The sequence below is a fragment of the Ornithinibacillus californiensis genome (genome assembly GCF_001038485.1).
Lineage (GTDB): Bacteria > Bacillota > Bacilli > Bacillales > Amphibacillaceae > Ornithinibacillus > Ornithinibacillus californiensis.
In genome coordinates this window covers 1-19,757 of the sequence record NZ_LDUE01000052.1, presented here as the reverse complement: position 1 = coordinate 19,757, position 19,757 = coordinate 1, and the positions used below count along the sequence as shown (strand labels likewise).

At 37.2% G+C, this 19,757-nt stretch carries 21 protein-coding genes; 2 read left to right on the top strand and 19 right to left on the bottom strand.

The window, feature by feature from the left end:
* A partial coding sequence (locus TE34_RS12640; protein ID WP_047983218.1) for a transposase occupies positions 1-711 on the top strand: 711 nt, incomplete at its 5' end.
* A gap of 197 nt (positions 712-908) precedes the next feature.
* Here TE34_RS12640 and nikC read toward each other — a convergent pair.
* From nikC to TE34_RS12560, 16 genes are all read right to left on the bottom strand, one after another.
* Positions 909-1,805 (bottom strand): nickel transporter permease, encoded by an 897-nt coding sequence (gene nikC, locus TE34_RS12635; RefSeq protein ID WP_047985184.1) that lies wholly within the window; start codon positions 1,803-1,805, stop codon positions 909-911.
* Positions 1,806-1,835: 30 nt separating this feature from the next.
* Positions 1,836-2,840, bottom strand: coding sequence for an ABC transporter permease (locus tag TE34_RS12630; RefSeq protein WP_047985183.1), 1,005 nt, complete (start codon positions 2,838-2,840; stop codon positions 1,836-1,838).
* Positions 2,841-2,959: 119 nt separating this feature from the next.
* Positions 2,960-4,561 (bottom strand): ABC transporter substrate-binding protein, encoded by a 1,602-nt coding sequence (locus tag TE34_RS12625; protein ID WP_047985182.1) that lies wholly within the window; start codon positions 4,559-4,561, stop codon positions 2,960-2,962.
* 30 nt (positions 4,562-4,591) lie between these two features.
* Positions 4,592-5,569: an ABC transporter ATP-binding protein gene (locus TE34_RS12620; RefSeq protein WP_047985181.1), complete on the bottom strand. Its 978-nt coding sequence runs from the start codon at positions 5,567-5,569 to the stop codon at positions 4,592-4,594.
* Between the two features lie 26 nt (positions 5,570-5,595).
* On the bottom strand, positions 5,596-6,600 hold the full coding sequence (locus TE34_RS12615) for an ABC transporter ATP-binding protein (protein ID WP_047985180.1): 1,005 nt from the start codon (positions 6,598-6,600) through the stop codon (positions 5,596-5,598).
* A 744-nt stretch (positions 6,601-7,344) separates the two neighbouring features.
* A complete protein-coding gene (locus tag TE34_RS12610) occupies positions 7,345-8,295 on the bottom strand; it encodes an NAD(P)-dependent oxidoreductase (protein WP_047985179.1) in 951 nt (316 codons plus the stop codon).
* Between the two features lie 163 nt (positions 8,296-8,458).
* A complete protein-coding gene (locus TE34_RS12605) occupies positions 8,459-9,313 on the bottom strand; it encodes a MurR/RpiR family transcriptional regulator (RefSeq protein ID WP_047985178.1) in 855 nt (284 codons plus the stop codon).
* 68 nt (positions 9,314-9,381) lie between these two features.
* The gene (locus TE34_RS12600) at positions 9,382-10,269 is read right to left on the bottom strand and encodes an ROK family protein (protein WP_047985177.1); all 888 of its coding nucleotides are present in this window, start codon (positions 10,267-10,269) and stop codon (positions 9,382-9,384) included.
* A 33-nt stretch (positions 10,270-10,302) separates the two neighbouring features.
* Positions 10,303-10,992, bottom strand: coding sequence for an N-acetylmannosamine-6-phosphate 2-epimerase (locus tag TE34_RS12595; protein ID WP_047985176.1), 690 nt, complete (start codon positions 10,990-10,992; stop codon positions 10,303-10,305).
* A gap of 22 nt (positions 10,993-11,014) precedes the next feature.
* Positions 11,015-11,857, bottom strand: a complete 843-nt coding sequence (locus TE34_RS12590; protein ID WP_047985175.1) for a carbohydrate ABC transporter permease — start codon at positions 11,855-11,857, stop codon at positions 11,015-11,017.
* Between the two features lie 11 nt (positions 11,858-11,868).
* Positions 11,869-12,741 (bottom strand): carbohydrate ABC transporter permease, encoded by an 873-nt coding sequence (locus TE34_RS12585; RefSeq protein ID WP_047985174.1) that lies wholly within the window; start codon positions 12,739-12,741, stop codon positions 11,869-11,871.
* 67 nt (positions 12,742-12,808) lie between these two features.
* Positions 12,809-14,206, bottom strand: a complete 1,398-nt coding sequence (locus TE34_RS12580; RefSeq protein WP_047985173.1) for an ABC transporter substrate-binding protein — start codon at positions 14,204-14,206, stop codon at positions 12,809-12,811.
* Positions 14,199-14,855, bottom strand: a complete 657-nt coding sequence (locus tag TE34_RS12575; protein WP_047985172.1) for a GDSL-type esterase/lipase family protein — start codon at positions 14,853-14,855, stop codon at positions 14,199-14,201. Before TE34_RS12575 ends, TE34_RS12580 begins: the two co-directional genes overlap by 8 nt.
* Positions 14,856-14,906: 51 nt before the next feature.
* The gene (locus TE34_RS12570) at positions 14,907-15,824 is read right to left on the bottom strand and encodes a dihydrodipicolinate synthase family protein (protein ID WP_047985171.1); all 918 of its coding nucleotides are present in this window, start codon (positions 15,822-15,824) and stop codon (positions 14,907-14,909) included.
* Between the two features lie 237 nt (positions 15,825-16,061).
* Positions 16,062-16,751, bottom strand: coding sequence for an LrgB family protein (locus tag TE34_RS12565; RefSeq protein WP_047985170.1), 690 nt, complete (start codon positions 16,749-16,751; stop codon positions 16,062-16,064).
* Positions 16,744-17,115 (bottom strand): CidA/LrgA family protein, encoded by a 372-nt coding sequence (locus TE34_RS12560; RefSeq protein ID WP_047985169.1) that lies wholly within the window; start codon positions 17,113-17,115, stop codon positions 16,744-16,746. The genes TE34_RS12565 and TE34_RS12560 overlap by 8 nt, the downstream gene beginning before the upstream one ends.
* 263 nt (positions 17,116-17,378) lie before the next feature.
* Between TE34_RS12560 and TE34_RS21055 the strand changes: the two genes are divergently transcribed.
* Entirely contained in the window at positions 17,379-17,519 is a 141-nt protein-coding gene (locus tag TE34_RS21055) for a hypothetical protein (RefSeq protein ID WP_157037627.1), read from the top strand.
* 63 nt (positions 17,520-17,582) lie between these two features.
* On the opposite strand, the gene mscL is transcribed toward TE34_RS21055, so the two are convergent.
* The 3 genes from mscL to TE34_RS12545 all read right to left on the bottom strand — a co-directional run.
* Positions 17,583-18,062 carry a large conductance mechanosensitive channel protein MscL gene (gene mscL / locus TE34_RS12555; RefSeq protein ID WP_157037626.1) on the bottom strand — a complete coding sequence of 160 codons (480 nt, stop codon included), beginning with the start codon at positions 18,060-18,062 and terminating at the stop codon, positions 17,583-17,585.
* Between the two features lie 82 nt (positions 18,063-18,144).
* Entirely contained in the window at positions 18,145-18,543 is a 399-nt protein-coding gene (locus TE34_RS12550) for a hypothetical protein (protein WP_047985168.1), read from the bottom strand.
* Positions 18,544-18,863: 320 nt separating this feature from the next.
* The coding region (locus TE34_RS12545; protein WP_047983132.1) for a transposase at positions 18,864-19,757 on the bottom strand (894 nt) is incomplete at its 5' end.

Sequence of the window (19,757 nt, the reverse complement as noted above, 5' to 3'; positions counted from 1 at the left end):
GGTTATAATGTGCAGCTTGCGACAGAAGGACAGTATGCCCTCGCCTATGATGTATTTCCAAATCCAACAGATACACGCACGTTCATTCCTTTTCTAGATACGATTGAGAAAAGCTTTTTCAAGTTGCCAAAATATATTGTCGCTGATGCAGGTTATGGTAGTGAACAGAATTATGAGGATGTCATGAATCAACGAGAACGCACGCCGCTCGTTACCTTTAATCAATATCGAACGGAGAAGAAAAAGAAAGTTAAGAATGATCCTTTCAACATAGCCAATTGGCAATATAGCGAAGAAGAGGATTCATTTACTTGTCCAAATAATAAAAAACTACCATTCCGATACACTTCCACCCGAACTGACAAATACGGTTTTACACGTACGTTCAAAGTTTATGAATGTGAAGACTGTTCTGGTTGTCCATTACGTTCCTTGTGTACAAAAGCAAAGGATGGAAACAATCGAAAAGTTTTCTACAACGAGAAATGGGAACAGCAAAAAGAATACATAAGAGAGCAGCTTTCGAATCAAGAAACTGGTGAAATCTATGGGAAACGTAAAATTGACGTAGAGCCAGTCTTCGGATTTTTGAAGGCTAATTTGCGCTTCACTCGAATGTCAGTGAGGGGCAAATCCAAAGTAGAAAATGAATTAGGATTTGCGTTCATGGCGGTGAATCTAAGGAAGTACACCGCCTCTAAAGCGAGTTAGCTAAAAAACAATGACAATAGCCTAATAAAAATGGTTCCAATCATCTAAAAACGATGATCGGAACCATTTTTTAATTATTTTTGGCTAGTTATGTCCCAGCATCTTTTTTTTACATTAAGCTTATTTTACTACATCAAAGAAAACTTCCTAAGTATAAACACGATATCTCATCGATGCAGTTCCAAACCCCGTCCAACTTAGTTCTTCATCCGAGGATCCAACACATCTCTCAGCCCGTCACCCATTAGGTTAAAGCCTAATACCGTTAACATAATCGCTCCACCTGGAAAAATTAATGTCCATGGTGCTTGTGTAATATAACTTCTAGCATCACTTAACATTCTTCCCCATTCCGGATCGGGTGCCTGTGCACCGAGGCCTAGGAAGCCTAGTGCTGCGGCATCCAATATAGCAGTACCAATCCCTAACGTACCCTGTACAATAATCGGTGCAACACTATTAGGTAAAACATGGTGAAATAATATCCGGGAGTCCCTCATGCCAATCGCTTTTGCAGCAGTGACATACTCCTCTTCCTTTATACTAATAACCTTGGAACGAACAAGCCTTCCAAAAGTCGGAACATTAATAATCGCAATGGCGAGCAGCGCATTCTGCAGAGAGGGTCCTAAGATGGCAACAATTGCAATCGCCAGTAAAATACTTGGAAAAGCAAGCATAATATCAAATAACCTAGAAATAAGCATGTCAATCCATCTTCCATAGTAACCCGCAATAATTCCTAGAAATGAACCTAAAATTGCAGAAACTAATACGGCAAAAAATCCAATCCATAAGGAAATTCTCGCACCGTATACTACTCTTGAAAAGATATCTCTTCCTAAATCATCCGTGCCAAACCAATGATCCGCAGAGGGGGATTGCAGCGCGTCCGGAAGTACCTGTTCCTTGTAACTTTGTGGTGCAATAAAATCAGCAAATATTGCAAGCATGATAAATAGAACAACGATTCCAGTCCCTACTAAAGCCAACTTATTTTTCTTTAATCCCTTCCAAGCATCCTTCCATGGTGAAACCACAGACTTTGCTTCCAAGGTAACATTTGCATCCTCTTTTGATGCAGTTACAGACATCGTATTCCCACCTCTTTTCAAACTTCCATTTTATTGATATTTAATTCGCGGATCGATTGCTGCATATAAAAGATCCACAATTAAATTAATTAAGACGAATATGGTAGCAATTACTAAGATGCCAGATTGAACAACGGTATAATCTCTAAAATTAATTGCCTCGATAATATATCTACCTATCCCCGGCCAACTAAAGATTGTCTCAGTCAAAACAGCTCCACCTAACAGAAGTCCCATTTGTAAGCCAATGGTCGTTAATACTGGAATAAATGCATTTTTCAATGAATGCTTGTAAACAACCAAGAACATTTTTTGGCCTTTAGCTCTTGCCGTGCGAATATAATCGGAACGCATGACTTCAAGCATGCTGGACCTTGTCATTCTAGCGATAACAGCCATAGGTATCGTAGCTAGTGCAATACTTGGTAAAATTAAGTGTTTAAAAGCCGTGCCTAGCTGCTCAAAATCACCTTGAATTAGCGTATCTAATAGATAAATATTGGTAATCGGATCAATTGGATCACGTACGTTTTCTCTTCCAATGGACGGAAGCCAGCCAAGCTCTTGTGCAAAAATCCACTGCTCCATCAATCCAAGCCAGAATATTGGCATTGAAACTCCAACTAGCGCCAAAACCATAGCCGTATAGTCAAACCAGGAATTTTGGAACCAAGCACTAATAATGCCTGCATTAACACCAATTACAACAGCGATGATCATGGCAACAAGGGCAAGTTCAAAGGTTGCTGCTAAGAATGGAAGAAGCTCTTCTGTAATTGGAGCATTCGTACGTAGGGATTCGCCTAGGTCACCTTGTAATAAACCACCGACATACTCAACATACTGGGTATACCAGGGCTCATTCAATCCAAGCTGTTCAGTCAAAGCTTCTCTTGCCTCTGGAGATGCTTTCTCACCCAAAATAGCTGTTGCAGGGTCGCCAGGGATTGCACGAATCATGAAGAAAACAATTAAAGACATACCGACAAGTACCGGTATTAGCATGAGCAAACGGCGAACCGTATAAGCTAACATTTCTGTTCACCCCTTTTTCCTATAGATGGAATCTATTGCACGTTGATGTGCTAACGAATAAGAATTTATTGATAAGAAAAAAGGGGAGTGACTAGCCCCCCCTATCTCTAAACTAATTTTTACTCAAAGTAAGCATCCGAGAATTTATCAAGTCCTGTTGGGTGTGGTACGAAACCTTTTAGCTTGCTTGTTGCCGCTAGTGCTGCTTCTGCGTGAGCAATCGGTACCCAAGGTGCATCGTTAAAGATAATTTCTTGTGCTTGTTTATAAAGCTCATTTCTAACTTCTTGATCTGTTTCTGTTTGAGCTTGGATTAAGATATCATGAAGCTCCTGATTTCCATATTGAGAATAGTTATTTCCACCAATGCTGTCTTGGTCTAATAATACATATAAGAAGTTATCTGGGTCACCATTATCCCCAATCCAACCTGCTAGGAAGGATTGTGCTTCGCCTTTTTGAAGCTTATCTAGATAAGTTGTCCAGTCATATGTGATAATTTCTGCTGTAATGCCAACATCTGCTAAATCAGCTTGGATTGCTTCTGCTATTTTTTGAGGCTCAGGCATGTAATCTCTTGGGTTTGTCATCGCCCATAGTTCCATTTCAAATCCATCTGGATATCCAGCCTCTGCTAAAAGTTCTTTCGCTTTTTCAGGGTTAAATTCATAGCCTTCAATTTCATCGTTATATCCTGGCATAAATGAAGGGTACGGGTTAACCGCTACATCTGCATTACCAGCATAGAATGCATCAATGATTTCTTGCTTATTCACTGCATAGTTGACAGCTTGTCTTACTTTCACGTCATCAAATGGTGCCATTTGTGTATTTAGACCAAAGTAGCCAATGTTCATACCTGGACGGAAAAGAACTTGTAGGTTGTCATCCCCTTCAACCTGAGCGACATCACTTGGGTTAACCCCATCCATTAAATCGATTTCCCCAGTTTGAAGTGCCGTTAAGCGTGCGGAGTTATCCGGAATAACTCGGAAAATTACTTGTTCTAACTTTGGTTCGCCATCCCAGTAATCACTATTTTTTTCTAATGTAATCGTGTCATTACGTTTCCACTCTTTAAAGACAAATGGACCAGTTCCTATAGGGTTTTCACCAAAAGCTTCCCCTTGTTCTTCTAGTGCAGTTGGACTTGCAATACCAAATGGACCCATTGCAAGATTATTCAAGAATGGAGCTTGTGGGCGGTTTAGTTTAAATTGTACTTCGTAATCACCAGTTGCAGTTACTGACTCAATCACATGGCCTTCATCACCTTGGAAACCACCAAACATAGCAGAATAATAGATATATGCATCGTCGCCACTCATCCAGCGTTCAAAGTTATAAACCACAGCTTCAGCATTAAACTCTGTTCCATCATGGAACTTAACACCTTCTCTAAGCTTGAACGTGTAAGTCAACGCATCATCAGAAACTTCCCAGTCTTCTGCTAATCCTGGAGTAACATTCGTAGTTGTTTCTTCATAGTTTAATAGTGTATCAAAAATGTTCTCAGATACTTTAAGAGATTCTCCATCGGTTACTAGACTTGAATCAAGTGAAGTGGAATCAGCTCCACGACCATAGATTAATGTAGTTTGTACATCGGAATCCTCATTACCAGAATTAGATCCTTCACTTGCATCATCACTTCCACATGCTGCTAACACAACGGTTAAGACTAGCAACATTAGGAATAAAAATAAGCTTTTTTTCTTCATGTATTTTACCCCCATTAAATTTGTAATTTTTTATTTACTTTCCCCATAAAGGTGGCAAGCTGTTAAATGACCTTGCTCTACTTCCTGGAGATTAGGAACTACCTCTTTACAGATGGACATTGCCATCGGACACCTCGTGTGGAATGGACAACCCTTCGGTGGATTCGATGCACTTGGTACATCTCCCCCAAGAATAATCCTTTCCTTTTTATAATCGGGATCAGCAACTGGAACAGCCGATAATAGTGCTTGTGTATATGGATGTTTGGGCTGTTCATATAATTGATCGCCATCCGATATTTCAACAATTTTCCCTAAATACATAACAGCTACTCGATCACTTATATGTCGTACAACACCTAAGTCATGAGCAACAAATAAATAGGTTAAATCAAATTCCTTTTGCAAATCATCCAGTAAATTCAGAACTTGAGACTGAATGGATACATCCAGTGCTGAAACAGGCTCATCCGCAATAATTAGCTTAGGATTTACCGCAAGGGCACGAGCTATGCCAATACGCTGTCTTTGTCCACCACTAAATTGGTGAGGATAACGTCCAGCATGATAGGAACTTAACCCTACAATATCGAGCAATTCCTTCACTCGTTTTTTTCTTTCTTGTTTATTCCCGAGTCCATGAACAATGAGAGGTTCTTCTATTATTCTTTCGACGGTGTGTCTTGGATTTAGGGATGCAAATGGATCTTGAAAGACCATCTGAATATCTTTTCTGGCCTTCCTCATTTCTGATTTAGAGATTTTTGTTAAATCCTTCCCATCAAAAATAATTTTACCTTCTGTTGGTTCCAAGAGGCGCATCAGCATACGTCCAGTTGTTGATTTACCACAGCCACTTTCCCCAACCAGCCCTAGCGTTTCACCTTTATTTAACGTAAAGGATACGTCATCCACTGCCTTCACAGAGCCAGTCTGTTTTTGAAGCAGGCCACTACGGATTGGGAAATGTTTTTTCAAACCTTCGACCTCTAATAATGTTTCCGGCATCGTTCTCCCCCCCTTCTATTTAACTGTTACTTCATGGATGTCTGAAGGAGTTCAGCACCATTCTCTTCCTCGTGAAGCAAGCATCTTACTCTGTGATTGTCACCTAAATCAATTAAGATGGGTGAATCTTCTGAACATTTATCGAAAGCAAAAGCACATCTGGCTGCAAAAGGACATCCCTTTTTAACCGAACCTGGCGTTGGAACATTTCCAGGTATCGAATACAGTCGTTCTTTTTTATACCGAACATCTGGAATCGATTCTACTAATCCTTTTGTATACGGATGTTGCGGATTCCGTAATAAGGATTTGGTTTCTCCTTCTTCCACAATTCGACCAGCATACATAACCGCGATTCGGTCACATACTTCCGAAACGACACCTAGGTCGTGCGTAATCATAATAATCGATGTATTTAACTCATGATTAAGCTTCTTCATTAAGTCTAAAATTTGCGCTTGAATGGTTACATCAAGGGCGGTTGTTGGCTCATCTGCAATCAGAATTTTTGGCTCACAAATCATTGCCATCGCAATCATAACCCGTTGTCGCATGCCACCAGAAAGCTGATGTGGATAATCATTCATTAAATCTTCTGCACGAGGTAGACCGACTAATTTCATAATTTCAATCGCTCTCTTGCGGGCTGCATCTTTCGACATCTTTTTATGTATGCGCAGTGCTTCAACAAGTTGATTCCCTATCTTATAAACCGGGTTAAGTGAGGTCATTGGTTCTTGGAAAATCATCCCAATTTTACCCCCACGAACTTGGCGCATTCTTTTCTCTGAAGCTTTTACTAAATCTTCGCCATCAAAGAGAATTTCTCCATCAACGATTTTCCCAGGCTGCCCAACTAATTGCATTATAGAAAGGGATGTAACACTCTTTCCACTACCTGACTCTCCCACGATTCCTAATACTTCTCCATCATTTAAATGGAAGTCAATCCCATCTACAGCTGGAACCGAACCGTTATCTGTAAGAAAGTGTGTCTTAAGTTCTTTTACTTCTAGAATAGGTTTATCCACTTTTTCACCTCTTCCCTCATAAAAATCAAACAAATGTTTAATTAGCGAAAATATTTTAATAGTATTCATTATTACACTTTTGATATTTTAATTCAATAACAAATTTTATAAAAATTTGGTTATTTACTTATTAGCGAAAACGCTTTATCCAACAGGTCGTGGCAATGATTGCGCTACCATGTTAATTTACATATAATTAATGTTTTAATATTCAGGTATTTATAAAATAAATAAAAAAAAACGACGAAGACAGAAATGTATTCCAGTCTACGTCGGTTTTTCCTTTTAAGAAGTTTCAAATTATCATAAAGTAATAGATATTGATATCCACCCTACTTTCCCTTTACATTTCCAAGGGACAGTCCCCTCGAAGTAAATCATGTTGTTCCACAACCTCTGCAATTCTTTTCAACTTACCCTCATTTAAATAAGTGCCTGTCGGGCTATTAATTGGGCATAATAGAATTGCTTTTGTGATGTAAATACAACTCCACAACACGAGGAAATTCAAACTGAACCAAGATTGATTAGGACAACGATAAAAAGTTTAGCCATTATACCTACAAATAGAACTGTTCTCTGTCTATTTTAGAACAACTATCCAATTTATCTTTGTTGATTAAACCAAGAGAAAAGGTCCTTCCGTGTCATGATAAATGAAACGAAAAGACCAATAAAAACCTTATACTATACTCACTTTTATCAATGTTTACAAGGACAGACTTCCTGCCCCTCCGTCAACCTTCAAACTGGTGTTAATGGAGCTTTTTTCTCTAACACACTTAAAATATTCTTAGCTGCAAGCTTTGCCATCTCATCCCTTGTTTCCACCGTTGCATTCCCAATATGTGGAGTGAGCACAACATTAGTAAGCTTCTTCAAGCCTTCTGTAATCTGCGGTTCAAACTCATACACATCAAGTGCAGCACCAGCAATGTCTTCCTCTTCCAGTGCTTTCACAAGATCAGCCTCCTTAACTACAGGCCCCCTTGCTAGGTTGAGGAAGAATGCATCTTTTTTCATACGAGTAAAGACATCTTTCGTAAACATATGATGTGTATCCTCATTATAAGCAGTATGGACACTGATTACATCACAGGTCTTGATCAGTTCATCAAACTCCATAAAGGTTGCATCTAGTCGTTCTTCAAGAACAGCCTCTTTTTTCCCTCTGCCAGTATAATAAATATTCATTCCGAAAGCTATCGCGCGTTTAGCTACTGCTTGTCCGATTTTCCCAAAGCCAACAATACCTAGATTTTTATTCGTAAGCTCTCTACCTAAGAAGAATAGAGGTGCCCAGCCATTAAAACCAGTTGTACGACTCAGTTGGTCTCCCTCTGGAATACGTCTCATGAGTCCTAGCATTAGTCCTAACGCAAGCTCTGCAGTTGCCTCCGTAGAGACATCAGGCGTATTCGTAACCGGAATACCTTTTTCCTTTGCAGCAGCAATATCGATATTATCATAACCTGCTCCAAAGTTAGCAATTACCTTTAAATTAGAAGCTGACTCAATAACTTTTCTCGTAACTTTCGTTGAAAGAGGACAAAGTAGAGCATCCGCCTCACGAGTACCCTCCAAAAGCTCTTCCTCGGTAATCAATGTTTCTCCTTTATATACTGTCAATTCATGTCCTGATAGCAAATCATAACCAACAGCAGGAATTTCACCGGAGATAAATATGCTTGCCATTTCTAATCAAATCCCTTCTTTATTCGTCTATTTATCATTTGCAATTATTACAGCTAATTATCATATTATATTATTAAATGACTAGCGTTGCATTAATTAAACAGTGAGTTCACTTTCACTGAACTCCATAGACTCCTGGGAAATGACGGGCAAACAAAACTGACTAAAGCATCTTTTCTATTACAGAATTAGCTGTAGATTCTTTATTAACAATTGAAGTGTTATTCGTACGCTTGAAATATTCAGCATAAAGTACATCTAGTAAGTAAAGTTGGGATATTTTTGCAGATAGACTTCCTCCCTGTAGAGGTCCCTCATTTGCTCCACACAGGAGTGTTATATCAGAGAATCCTGCTAAAGGAGATTTAGCAAACCTTGTTAATACGATTACTTTTGCCTTTCTCTCTCTTACTACTTTTGCCAATTCAATCATATCTTTTGTTGATCCGGAGTAGGAGATTAATACGGCTACATCATCTTTTGTCATTAAAGCAGCGGACATGATTTGTAGATGACTATCAAACGAGCATTCCGTCTTATTCGTAATTCTCATAAACTTATTTTTAGCTTCCATTGCAGTCATTAATGAAGCCCCTACACCAAAAAAGTGAATTCGATTTGCATCAACCATTAAATCTATAGCTTTTGAAATTTCACCAACATTCATTAAATTATTCGTTTCGGATAGTGCACTAACAGTAGCAGTTAATATTTTTGTCGAAAGTTCTTCAATAGTGTCTTGCATCGTAATCTCACTAGTGAGTTGTGGAGTTTCATCCTCTAGTGCAATACTGTGAGCAAGGGCAATTTTAAACTCCTGATATCCTTTAAGATCCATAGATTTGCAAAAACGGAATATACTAGATTCACCCACATTACAAGCATCTGCTAAATCAGTAATTGACATATATACTACTTTCTCTTTATTGTCTTGAATATAATCGGCAACTTTTTTCTCTGTATTGGTAAATTCCTTATACTTAGAATGAATCATTGAAAAAACGTCTACTTTAGCCATGCTTCTCCCAAACTTTCCTTTAATTTTGTTTTTTTGTCATAGAAACCATTATGATATGAAAGTGATAATTATGAACGGTTCTCAACACTATTCAAAGATACTGCTCCTAATAAACCTGCCCTATTACCTAGTGATGCTTTCAGTATTTGCACATCAGAATAGCTTTTCATTATAAGATCTTGAACCTTTTTAGAGACCATTTTAACGAGCATTTCCTGTTCCATTACACCACCACCCAATATAATTGCTGATGGGTTGAAAATATGAATTAATGAAGTAAGTCCTACAGCAACCTCATTAACCCATTTATTCACAATAGGCTTAAGCTCAGGGAAATCAGGATACTTATCAAAAATTACTCTACCATTATGAAAATCCTCATTTAACTCTTTGGCATTTCTGATTAACGCAGTTGTGGAAGCATACATTTCGTAGCATCCGAAGTTTCCACAATTACATGTAAGTCCAGATGGATGAGTTATTATATGTCCAAATTCGGCAGCAATCCCATTCATTCCTTTATAAATTTTAGAATCTATGATAATCGCTCCACCTATTCCTGTTCCATAGGTAAGACATAGAAAATCTTGAAAGTCCTTACCAACACCGAAATACTTTTCACCTAGTGCAGCCGCATTTACGTCATTTTCAACCTTGACGGGAACACGAAACTTTTCTTCTAGAATGCCTTTTATATTCATACCTGTGTAATTTGGTATATTGTTATTCGCATATAAAATGGTGCCAGTATCAGAATCTACCTGCCCTGCTGTACTAATACCAATTGCTTCAAAGTTCGTAAACTTTTCCATCGAATGAATTAGCTTTTCGATTAAATATCTTCCACCCTTTTTAGCTTCCGAGTCAAATTCTTCAAAGATTTCAATATTTCCACTTTCATCAGCTAAACAAAGCTTTATGGAAGTACCTCCAATATCTGCAGCTAAAATCTTCACTTCATTCACCTACCAACATTTAAGTCTAGAAAGTTATTTTAGAACATTAACAAATCGTTTCGTAATCTCCATTGGTCTTGTGATTGCAGTTCCGACAACCGCAGTATGAACGCCTAGATCAAATACTTTCTTTAAATCTGTTGGACTCCAAATACCGCCCTCAGCAATGATTGGAACAGTAAAATCTTTGGTTAATCTACTTATCAATTCCAAATCAGGTAAGGAAACTCCTTCTGTGTATTCAGTATAACCACTTAATGTTGATCCAACACAATCAAAGCCTAGCTTCTGGGCATTCAGAGCTTCCTCATAGGTCGAGCAATCTGCCATAAACAATTGATCAGGATATTTACTTCTTATTAGAGGGAATAATTCATTTATAATCATCCCATCTGGTCTTACACGTTTTGTAGCATCCATTGCAATGATCTCTACACGTTCTTTCGCTAGCAAATCTATTTCCTTTAAAGTTGGCGTAATTACCACTTCAGAATTTTCGTATACATTCTTTATAATCCCAATGATAGGTAAATCTACCATTCTTTTAATTTCCTGTATATCTTTAATACTATTAGCTCGAATACCCTTTGCGCCCCCAAGCATAGCAGCATAAGCCATCCTTCCCATAATAAATGGACTATGTAGGGGCTCATTTGGAAGTGCCTGGCATGAAACGACAAGTTCACCTTTTATTGTTTCAAGTACATCTGCATTTCTTGTCATATAAAACATCCCCACTTATTTTTTATCCCTTTTCAGCACCCATGGTTAAGCCGCGAGTGAAGTAACGTTGGAAGAAAATAAAAATTACTAACAACGGAATCGCTGCAACGGTTGCACCAGCCATTTTATAGGCAAAGTTAGGGTTCAAATCTTGCATAAGAGTTGCTGTACCAACCATCAATGTCTTAACACCTTCATCCTGACCGATAACTAATTGCCACACATAGTCATTCCACACTTGAACAAAATAAAGAATAAATAATGCACCAATACCTGGCTTCACCAATGGCAGCATAATTTTAATAAATGTTTTGAATTCACTTGCTCCATCCATTCTAGCGGATTCTCTCAATGAATCTGGAATACTATCAAAAAATCCTTTTAGTAAAAATACTCCAAAAGCAGTCGCTACGTTTGGCCAAATCATTCCATGTAAAGTATTGACCATTCCTAAATTATCAACAATACGGTATAGCGGAACGATTAATACTTCTTTCGGTACCATAAGACTGGAAATAAAAATAATAAAGATGATATTTTTCCCTCTAAATTGTAATTTCGAGAAAGCATATGCAGCTAAGGAACTTACAATTATTAAGGCAATTGTCGCTACTAACGATACAACGACACTATTCATTGCCCATTTAAGAGCGGGCTGATTACTAAACACATCAATATAGTTATTAATATTAAAAGTAGTAGGAAACCAATCCGGTGGCATTTTAACTACATCTGCACTATTTTTAAAGGAACTAGTAATGAGCCAATACAGAGGAAATAAGCTTAAGAGAGCAAAGAAAATGACAATGACATTAGCTATTACGTCATATTTGTCTCTTTTCCGTTTATTTTTTCTTCTAAACATCTATTTCACCTCTATTTCTTAAACATAGCCCGTAGCTGCGGGATTGATAATAACAGTGCAATGATAAACATGATTACACCTACAGCAGAAGCTATGCCAAGTTGATTATATTTAAATGCATTGTTGTAAAGGAAATACATTAATGTAGTAGAAGCATTATTTGGCCCTCCACCTGTTAGTAGCTGAATTACAACAAATATCTTTAATACCGCAATAATATTGATGATGATAATATATAATGTAATGGGCTTTACTGAAGGAACTAGTATTTTAAGAATAACTTGACGACGATTTGCTCCATCTATTTCTGCAGCTTCAAATAATTCTTTTGGTACACCAATCATAGCAGCAATATATAAAATAATAGCCTGACCAACATTCGTTGCAAACGTTACAAAAATAACGACGGGTAATACTAAATTTTTATCACCTAGGAAATTAACAACGGGCAATTCTAGCTCCCTTGCCAAAAATGGTATTAGCCCATTGGCAGGATTCAATAGAAAGCTCCAAATCATACTCATAACAACCATCGAGACCATAACAGGGATATAGTAACTTCCTCGTATAAAGGAGACATATTTAGCATTTTTGTCGAATATTGCAGATGCAACAAACAAAGCAAAAACAACCGTTAATGCAACAATAGCAATAACAAAAATAATCGTATTAACCGTAGCCTTCATAAAAACTGGATTACTAAATAAAGCTTTGTAATTTTCTAATCCGATAAATGACATACCTTGATAATTAATTTTATATAAACTTAATCGTATACCTTCAAAAATTGGATAGACAAGAAATAGGCAGAAAAAGAAAAGTTGCGGTGTAATAAAAAGGTAGCCAGTTAGATTTCGCTTTAAAGCATGGTGATTTTTTTTCATAAGCACCCTTTCCTTTCCAATAGGCAAGCCCCAATAATTGGGGCTTGTTTATTGAAAGTAATTTAAACTATTGATTAAAGATTACGGAGTCAGCTTTAGACTTTTCAATCACTTCATTACCTTTTTTCTGATAATCGGCTACTACTTCCTCCGGTGTTTTATCTCCAATGTATAATGCCTGAAGCTCAGGATATAGCACTTGTCTTAATTCACTATATCCAGGTACATTACCTGTAAAGCTAAACATATACTGAGCATTTTGGTCATATGCTGCGAATAATGGATTTTCATCTTTATATAGGTCTGCTACACTTGTGCGTACAGGAACACCATTTTTAGATGATTTAACCAAATCAGGATCAGATGAGAAGAATTTTACAAAATCTTTACTTACTTTGATCCTTGTTTCATCTCCAGTATCAAATACAGCTGTACCTGTTACATAAGTGAATGATAATGGATCTCCACTCTCTGATGGAATATTTGCTAGTCTTGCATCAAATTCATTGATAGTACCGTTTTCCATGTCTGTTTTTAAATTATTATATAGAACAGAGTTCGTAAAACTAATACCAAGTTGTTGATTTTGGAACATCGCATTTACATCATTAGATGATACAGATTCTGCACCAGGATTTGTAAGTCCCTCATCGTATATTTTCTTCAACCAAGCTGCCGCTTTAGCACCATTTTCGTCATCAACAATAAGGTTACCATTTTCATCAAAGAACTCATTTCCAAACATTCTCAAATATGCTAAATTCCAAGTATCTGCTTGATTATTTAAAGCAAAAAGCCCCATCGGGAATGCATTTGAATATTGATCTGTTGGAATGCCTTCTTTAAGTCCTTGAAGGATTTCTTCATATTCATCTAATGTCCAAGTTTTAATTTCATCTTCTCCACCAACATAGGATTCAAGACCAGAAGCCTTTAACATATCGGCATTATAAACTAATGTACCTGGCATATGAGAGAACGGATAGAAATAGATATCATCTCCAAACGTTACAGTATCCCAGTAATTCTCTGCAATATCACCTTTAGCTTCATCGTCTACAATATCATTTAGTGGTACTAAAGCACCTCTGTGAGCATAATCTCCCATTGCGAATACGCTTTCAAAAAACATATCCGGAGGCGTTCCACCATTTAAGTTAACATTAAGCATTTCATCTCTTTGGTCTCCAGCAATTACTTCAACATTAATTTTTACATTGTACTCATCATATTCTTCTGAAAAACGCTCAGCAGCATGTTTGAAGAAACTATCATAATCTGCTCCTTCTTCGGAACCATCTAAAACACCTTTCCACTGTGGCGTTAACCAAAGTGATAGTTCAACTGTATCTTTTCCATTTTCACTTTCATCAGAGCCCTCTGTAGCGTTGTCCTCACTACAAGCTGCTAATAACGAAATAATTAAGATAAATCCTAGCATAGTCAATAACGACTTTTTAAACATAATAATCCTCCCCTAGCATCTCTTTTATTTTTATATGAACAAGCTCAGCAGTGAGCTTGTGTCCATCTTCATCTAAATGCATATAGTCAATGGTATTCATGGATACTTGTTTGCCTAGATTTAAGTATTCTATATTCTCATTTTGTAACATCTCTTTTAAGTAAGTTGGTAATGCTTCTGACTTTATGTCACAATTATCTCCCATCGGATATCTAACTTCAGTATCGTAATATCCTTTTCCAATTGGTGGTGGAGCTAATACTAAGACTCTAGGATATCCTCCATTTCTCCCTGCCGGTGTAGTACTTGCTTTCAGCGCAAGCCTAGTAATTCCCTGTGCTATATTAAATGCCGTTAATCCAAACCTCTCCTTTGTATCATTCGTACCAAGCATAATAATAACAAAATCCAAAGGTGCATGACTCATTAAGCATGGATGAAGATAAATAAGACCATTCAACCCTTCGAACAAAGGGTCATCCATAACACTGGTCCTACCAGATAAACCTTCTTCAATTACCTGATAATCACCCCCTAGATTGATTTGCAAACGACATGGCCATCTAATCTCTTCAGAAAATCTAGTCATATCTTCCGCATTAAATCCCCATGTATTTGAATCTCCGAAACATACAATTCTCTTTTTCATAGTTTGCCTTTGTCACATCCATTCAACAATCAGTAGAGTCATAGCATTACATTAAGACTTTCTATAATATTTGGAGATAGCTTGCTCAATCATAGCGTTAATCTGATCAATCTGAGTTAACTCATTATCATTAACAGCCTCTAAAGGTGCTCTTACACTTCCAAGCTCGATTCCATTTAACTTTAGAACTTCTTTAATAACGCTATACATATTACCTTTTAGCGAGGTCAAAGCGATTATAATTTCATTAATATCTCGTTGGATTGCCCTTGCATTAGCAAAATCTCCGCTTGATACAAATTCCTCAGCCTTTAAAAATAGCTCTGGCATGACCCCATACGTCCCACCAATACCACTATCTGCGCCTATTAATCTACCTGAAACATACTGTTCATCAGGTCCATTGAATACAACAAAATCTTCTCCACCTATTGTTTTAAATCGCTCAATATCAAGAGCAGGCATAGAAGAATTCTTAATACCTATTACTTTTTCATTCTTTATTAATTGCTTAAATAGATTCATAGAAAGATTATATCCAGTGGTCTGCGGTATATTGTAGATGATAAATGGAAGATCCGTAGAATCCATAATGTCAGACCAATAGTTATAAATAGAACTTTCCGGTAACGAGTAGTAGATTGGTGGGATTGCAGACAATGCATCATACCCTAATGATGCCGCATATTCAGCTAACTCCACACTATCTCGTGTTGATGGAGCACCGACATGGGCAATTAAGATTAATTCGCCTTTCACTTGTTCTGCAACGTATTTCAGCGTCTCTTTTCTTTCTTCTAGGCTTTGATAAATGCATTCCCCAGAACTTCCACCAACATATAATCCTTTAACATTCTTACGCTGCAAATAATCAGCGAAAGCCTTTGTTCTCTCTTCGGAAATCTCACTGGAATCCGTATAACAAGCATAAAAGGCAGGAAAGATTCCTTTAAATTTATCTAGTACCATATTTCGTTGCCCTCCTTGGCTCCATAACTGACTATGTAAAGCGCTTTCATAATCAATATAACATGTTGGTCCAATCTTGTAAATAATTTTCACCATAATTTAAAATAATTGGGGGAAATTTTCATTCATAAATGATATTGCTTACAAAAAAACTGTCAGACTCGCGTATAAGCAATTGTTCTGACAGTTTTTTATAATTTGTAGTCTTATAGGCACACAAAAATTATTGTACTCCATTCACAATAAGAACCCAACTAATCCTGGAGTAATCACTGATACTACCACAGCACTAACAACCATGGCGATTGTACTAATCGATCCCTCTAGCAAACCGCTTTCTAATGCTTTCGATGTTCCGATCGCGTGGGAGGCGCTACCAATTCCAACGCTTTTCCCTGCGTAATGATGGATTCGAAATAACTTAAATATGATAGAGCTGAAAAGAACCCCACCAATCCCAGCAATCATAACAAATACCGCTGCCAAGGTAGTCACTCCACCTATCATGTCCGCAATAGCCATAGAAACCGGCGTTGTCACAGACTTCGGCGTGAGGGAATAGATAATTTCTTCCTCAAACCCAGCAAATTTAGCTAGCAATATACCCGTGGAAATCCCTACGATGGCTCCAATAATCGTACCTGCCAAAATAGGAGTAATAAACCTTTTCAGTATATCCTTTTGTTGATAGAGTGGGTAGGCTAGCGCAACCACTGCAGGACCTAGCAACTCATTAATCCAATCTCCACCAATCATATAAGTCTCATAAGGAATCCCAAAGACCATTAAGATAGGAATGATAATAATAGTAGATATAATTACTGGTGCGGTAAAGGAAACTCCTATCTTTTGGTGAATCCGTTTTGCTATTAAATAAATCATGTATGTGGCGACAACTACAATCAATCCCGTGATGAAATTACTCATGTTCCCTTTCCCTTCTAAGCATGATCCGTTGACTAGTCAATCCCGCGCTGCCCATTACTAGGAAAGTACTCAGTAAAACAATCAAAACTAGTAAAATACCTTTACCAGCAAAAAGGTCAAAGTAATTCATAATACCAACTGTAGCTGGAATAAAAAACAGGGCTAGATTTTGAACCATAAACTTAGCTCCAGTCTCTACCCATTTTACTTTTATGATATTCGTCCAGAGCAATATAAATAAGATAATCATTCCAATGACGCTTCCTGGTACAACCAATTGAAGCGTTGCTTGTATACAGTTTCCAATTAAATATATAACGTATAAGAAAGCTATATGGATGATGATTTTAAAGATGTTTATCATTGATGTCACTCCCAGTAGTATCATACGATTTTCTCGCTACGCTTAACATCGAACAAGGAACCGTCCTCAAACAAAATAAACCCACCAATAATTTGACGGGTTGAATCATCTTTTATTATACACTATTTTGCGGTTACAGTGGCGGCGCATGCTCTTTCGGTATCAGAAGTTCACATTCCATATAGAAAATTATAATAAAAATGTAAATATGTGGAAAGGTATATAATGTAGCACCGAACATGCGAATGAAAGGAGGCTAGAAAATGGCCAAGCGCAAAAAGAACAAAAACCAATCTCAGTCAGAAGTAACCAACAATGCAAATGACACAGAATTCGCAGCAGAATTTACACAAAGTAAGAAAGCCCGGAAACGAGCAGCGAGAGAGGAGAGGAAAAATAAATAAGAAGTTTAGAAAAGGATATTCATTCCAGCTCGAAAGCGGAATGAATATCCCTGACTAAACAGTCTATTTAATCCTCCACCTCGGCCCAATACGTTCCTCCGCTCCAAGAGAGGAGGAACAGTGCGGACATATAATCGCCTTCACCGGAATAGCTAAACAACAATAAGGGCATTCCTTTTTCGACATAGCTACTTTAGGATGTTGATTGGGCTTTTTCCACCGGTTAGCTTGACGAACAATTAAAAATACAACAAATAAAATAATCAGAAACTGTACACAAGCAGAAATGAAAAGCCCATAATTAATCGTTGGAACACCAGCTTCTTTCGCCTCCAACAGTGAAGGATAGGTTTGTCCATTTAAACTAATATACAAATTCTCAAAATTCATCTTCGAATATAACATCCCGATAGGCGGCAGTAGAATATCTCGGACTAACGAATCAATAACCGTACTAAAAGCAGCACCTAATACCACTCCAACCCCAATATCAACCGCATTCCCCTTCATCGTAAACTGACGAAATTCCTTAAACAGTCCCATATACTTTTCACCCTCTAAAAGAATCCTATTATGAGGATGGACAAATTATTCATGAGATGGGACAAACGATAGTAACCCGAATTTATTTCTTATCATTTAAAACATCCGTAATGATTTCAATATGTAAAGCCGCCCAGGCCCTCTCTCTAAAATGAGAAATAGCACTTAACGTTAATAGAGATAAATATACCGTAATGAAAATCACCAAATAAATGCTACCATGTTGAAATAGATAGTCCTGAACGATATCCGAAAATAAAAATAAAAGCCACGGAATGGAGGTAACAAATATAGGAATCATCCCAGAACCGCTCTGTTCCTTAATCATTCGGTAATATATTAACCTCAACGTACTGGAATCAAGTGTTTCATAGAAAGCTTTGATTTCCGATACTTCCTCCAACTTCTTATTAGTCTCAATCTGATGTTCTTTTTTTAACTCTATATATAATTTATGTGCATCACCACGAGTAAAAGGCACAACTATTTCCCCCTCTATTGCAATTGAAAAGTAATTCACTATCCATTCTTAGCAATAGAAGAAAAAATAGACATAAGAAAACATGGTAATTGGGGGACAGTCCCTCTGTGAAATTATTCACAGAGGGACTATCCCCAATGTCATTAAGTTAAGTTTACATTTTTTACCACAGTTAAACTAATTAGTTCTTCAAATCTCATTTATCCTATTAAAGTTTAAGTGAATTTTGATACAACATAAAAAAGGCAATAGGATGCCCGGGAGATGGAAATATCTATTTTTTCATCCCCTGGTAGGCATCCTATTCTATTTAGAGCGGGTTATAACGCAGCCTTCTGTACTAATCCATTTCTATTAGCGCTCAAGTTTCTAGTACGTCGTTTGTAACTTCGTCCTGGTCGTATTGGGATTCTACTCCTTTTTGCTTCTTCGAGCAACTGTTTGTAAATTTTATTTCGTTTTCTCGGATTATCTTCTAATATCAAATGAATAAGGTTTGATTTTAATTTACCAATTATTATGTTGGTATTTGATTTGTATAGATACTCTAGATTCTTTCCTTCTTGTTCCTTCAAAATAATTTCATCAACTTCATGTGCCATAAATGACGCCATATTCGATAGAAACATAGTGGCATAATAATCCTGCTCCACTGATAGTGGAGTATCACCTGTAAACTTCTGAAGCTTCAGTTTGTTTTTTAATTCATCAAACTTGCTTTCAATTCCCCATCTTTTGAAATAGAGTACTTTGAAATCTTCTAGTTTGAACCTCTTATCTACAATATTCGTTAGGAGTAATTCTTCTTGTCCAGAAGATAGTTTAATTCGAATAGCACGTAATCGTACTATCTTACCCTGCTTCTTAATTTCAACTAGTTGATCTGGAATAGATGGATCAATGAAAGCTTTATAATTATTGATGGGAGTTCTGATAATAAACTTTACATTAATGTCTACAAGATAGTCGAAGAAATCGATGGATGGATATCCTCTATCAAACAGAAATAGATCATTATCCGTAAGGTTCTCCTTGAAGGATTCCAGTAATTCTTTAGCTAAGTGACGCTCACTATCCGTACATTTTGTAATTAATGCTTTCACAATTAGATTATTTTCGATATCATAGATACAGGATGCCAGTGCGCGTGCCAATTCTAGCGAATTGCCTTTCGAAACGCCAAAGGCGTCCTTTAATCTTTTAGAATTATTTAT

Bases quoted from the DNA above. Each gene is read 5' to 3' on its own strand.
- nikC (WP_047985184.1), bottom strand. From the start codon at position 1,805: ATGTCTGTAACTGCATCAAAAGAGGATGCAAATGTTACCTTGGAAGCA.
- TE34_RS12630 (WP_047985183.1), bottom strand. From the start codon at position 2,840: ATGTTAGCTTATACGGTTCGCCGTTTGCTCATGCTAATACCGGTACTT.
- TE34_RS12625 (WP_047985182.1), bottom strand. From the start codon at position 4,561: ATGAAGAAAAAAAGCTTATTTTTATTCCTAATGTTGCTAGTCTTAACC.
- TE34_RS12620 (WP_047985181.1), bottom strand. From the start codon at position 5,569: ATGCCGGAAACATTATTAGAGGTCGAAGGTTTGAAAAAACATTTCCCA.
- TE34_RS12610 (WP_047985179.1), bottom strand. From the start codon at position 8,295: ATGGCAAGCATATTTATCTCCGGTGAAATTCCTGCTGTTGGTTATGAT.
- TE34_RS12605 (WP_047985178.1), bottom strand. From the start codon at position 9,313: ATGGCTAAAGTAGACGTTTTTTCAATGATTCATTCTAAGTATAAGGAA.
- TE34_RS12595 (WP_047985176.1), bottom strand. From the start codon at position 10,992: ATGACAAGAAATGCAGATGTACTTGAAACAATAAAAGGTGAACTTGTC.
- TE34_RS12590 (WP_047985175.1), bottom strand. From the start codon at position 11,857: ATGTTTAGAAGAAAAAATAAACGGAAAAGAGACAAATATGACGTAATA.
- TE34_RS12585 (WP_047985174.1), bottom strand. From the start codon at position 12,741: ATGAAAAAAAATCACCATGCTTTAAAGCGAAATCTAACTGGCTACCTT.
- TE34_RS12580 (WP_047985173.1), bottom strand. From the start codon at position 14,206: ATGTTTAAAAAGTCGTTATTGACTATGCTAGGATTTATCTTAATTATT.
- TE34_RS12575 (WP_047985172.1), bottom strand. From the start codon at position 14,855: ATGAAAAAGAGAATTGTATGTTTCGGAGATTCAAATACATGGGGATTT.
- TE34_RS12570 (WP_047985171.1), bottom strand. From the start codon at position 15,824: ATGGTACTAGATAAATTTAAAGGAATCTTTCCTGCCTTTTATGCTTGT.
- TE34_RS12565 (WP_047985170.1), bottom strand. From the start codon at position 16,751: ATGAGTAATTTCATCACGGGATTGATTGTAGTTGTCGCCACATACATG.
- TE34_RS12560 (WP_047985169.1), bottom strand. From the start codon at position 17,115: ATGATAAACATCTTTAAAATCATCATCCATATAGCTTTCTTATACGTT.
- TE34_RS21055 (WP_157037627.1), top strand. From the start codon at position 17,379: ATGGCCAAGCGCAAAAAGAACAAAAACCAATCTCAGTCAGAAGTAACC.
- mscL (WP_157037626.1), bottom strand. From the start codon at position 18,062: ATGGGACTGTTTAAGGAATTTCGTCAGTTTACGATGAAGGGGAATGCG.